1 protein-coding gene and 1 pseudogene are annotated in these 1,676 nt (G+C 76.8%); both read left to right on the top strand.

The window, feature by feature from the left end; genetic code table 11:
• The first annotated feature begins 357 nt into the window (after positions 1 to 357).
• Positions 358 to 1,389: a Replicase polyprotein 1ab gene (locus tag ABZ570_RS33885; RefSeq protein ID WP_358072265.1), complete on the top strand. Its 1,032-nt coding sequence runs from the start codon at positions 358 to 360 to the stop codon at positions 1,387 to 1,389.
• Positions 1,386 to 1,676: pseudogene (locus ABZ570_RS33880) on the top strand (hypothetical protein); the annotation flags it as partial. The gene ABZ570_RS33885 and the pseudogene ABZ570_RS33880, both read left to right, overlap by 4 nt.

Genomic DNA, 1,676 nt, shown 5'->3' with positions numbered 1-1,676 from the left:
GGTGGCGACCGTGAAGGCGGGTTCCGCGGCGGTGACCGCCGTGAGGGTGGCTTCCGCGGTGGCGACCGTGAAGGCGGGTTCCGCGGCGGTGACCGCCGTGAGGGTGGCTTCCGGGGCGGTGACCGCCGTGAGGGCTTCCGCCGGGATGAGGGCCGCCCGGGCTTCCGGGGTGGCCGTGAGCGTACCGAGCGGGACGGGGAGCGCCGTGGCTACGACGAGCGGCGCCGAGACGACCGGTCGGAGCGCGCCGAGGGGCGTGAGGGCGAGCGGGTCGTCGCGCCGGCGCTGCCGGACGAGGTGGTCGCCAGCGACCTCGACTCCGCCGTCCGGGCCGAGCTGCTGTCGCTGGCCAAGCCGGTGGCGGAGAGCGTCGCCCGGCACCTGGTCGCGACTGGCCTGCTGATCGACGACAACCCGGCGGAGGCGCTCGCGCACGCGCTGGCCGCCCGCCGGCTCGCCTCGCGTATCGCCGCGGTGCGGGAGGCGGTCGGGCTGGCCGCGTACCACGCCGGGGAGTGGCAGACCGCCATCGCCGAGCTGCGGACGTACCACCGGATGTCCGGGTTGCAGAGCCACCTTGCGGTGCTCGCCGACTGCGAGCGGGCGCTGGGCCGCCCGGAGCGGGCGATCGACCTGTTCCGGGGCGCGGACCGGGAGAAGCTCGACCAGCCGGTCGCGGTCGAGCTGCTGATCGTCGCCGCCGGGGCGCGGGGCGACCTCGGGCAGAAGGACGCGGCCGTGGCGATGCTGCAGGTCCCTGAGCTGACCACCGACTCGACGGAGCCGTGGGCGGCGCGGCTGCGCTACGCGTACGCGGACGCGCTGCTGGCCGTGGGCCGGCGCGAGGAGGCACGGGAGTGGTTCTCCCGGGCTGCCGACGTGGACGCCGAGGGCGAGACCGACGCCGCCGAGCGGCTGCTCGAACTCGACGGCGTGGTCATCGAGGGCGACGACGAGGACGACGAGGAGCTCGCGGCCGGCCCGGGTACCCCCGGCGCCGTGCCCGCCGAACCGGACGCCGACCTCACCGGCGCCGGACGAGGCGACGACGAGGACGACGACCTGGACGAGGACGACGATCTCGACGGTGACGCCGACACGCTCGACGCCGACGAGGTTGACGACGAGGACGACGACCTCGACGGTGATGCGGGCCCGCGGGCCCAGGACGGCGGCCCCGACGGGTCCGCCGACCCCGGGTACCGCGACCGGAACGGCGCCGACCTCGGCGACGACGAGCTGACCGACGCCGAGGCGGGGTCGCTCGTCGCCGATGTGCGCGCCGACGCGGCGACCGGCCTCTCGGACACCGTGGGGGGCGCCACCCCGGCTGCCGCCGAGGGTGGCGACCCGGAGTCGGGCCGCGGGGCGGAGGCGGATCGCCGGTGACCGCTAGCGCCGGGGAGCGGCTGGTCGACGGGTACGCCCTGGTCGTCTTCGACCTGGACGGGGTGATCTACCTGATCGACCGGCCGATCCCCGGTGCGGTCGAGGCGGTCGGCCGGCTGCACGCCGAGGGCCGGGCGGTCGCGTACGCGACGAACAACGCCTCGCGCCGGTCCAGCGAGGTGGCGGACCTGCTCACCGGTCTGGGCGTACCGGCCCGGGCGGAGGAGGTGCTCACCTACGACGGCCCGCCCCCCCCCCAGCGTGTGGGCCCGCGGGGCGCCCGCGCG

Source organism: Micromonospora sp. NPDC007271, from assembly GCF_040634005.1.
Taxonomy (GTDB): Bacteria; Actinomycetota; Actinomycetes; order Mycobacteriales; family Micromonosporaceae; genus Micromonospora.
Note: the sequence above shows the minus strand (reverse complement) of the source record. Positions and strands in the feature narration are given on the sequence as shown.